Genomic DNA, 247 nt, shown 5'->3' with positions numbered 1-247 from the left:
TCTTCATCAATGCCGAATCCTTTAGCTACATCTACTTTTTGCTCTACAAACGCATCAAAGTTCTTGCTACCACCTACATCGCCACCTGAAATTGCCAGACCTTTTGTATTACATGGACTAAATGTTACAGATGAAGATATTGAATCAACATGGGCAGGAATTAGACCATTAATTTACGAAGAAGGCAAAGACCCTTCTGAAATCTCTCGTAAGGATGAAATTTGGGAAGGTAAATCAGGTTTATTAA

At 37.7% G+C, this 247-nt stretch carries 1 pseudogene; it reads left to right on the top strand.

What is annotated here, in order from left to right:
• Nucleotides 1–247: pseudogene (locus IDG63_RS14520) on the top strand (hypothetical protein); the annotation flags it as partial.

The sequence above is a fragment of the Staphylococcus sp. EG-SA-14 genome, assembly GCF_017151935.1.
In the GTDB taxonomy this organism is placed as follows: Bacteria; Bacillota; Bacilli; order Staphylococcales; family Staphylococcaceae; genus Staphylococcus; species Staphylococcus aureus.
The sequence above is the reverse complement of the archived record's forward strand: the minus strand, read 5'-3'. Positions and strand labels throughout refer to the sequence as shown.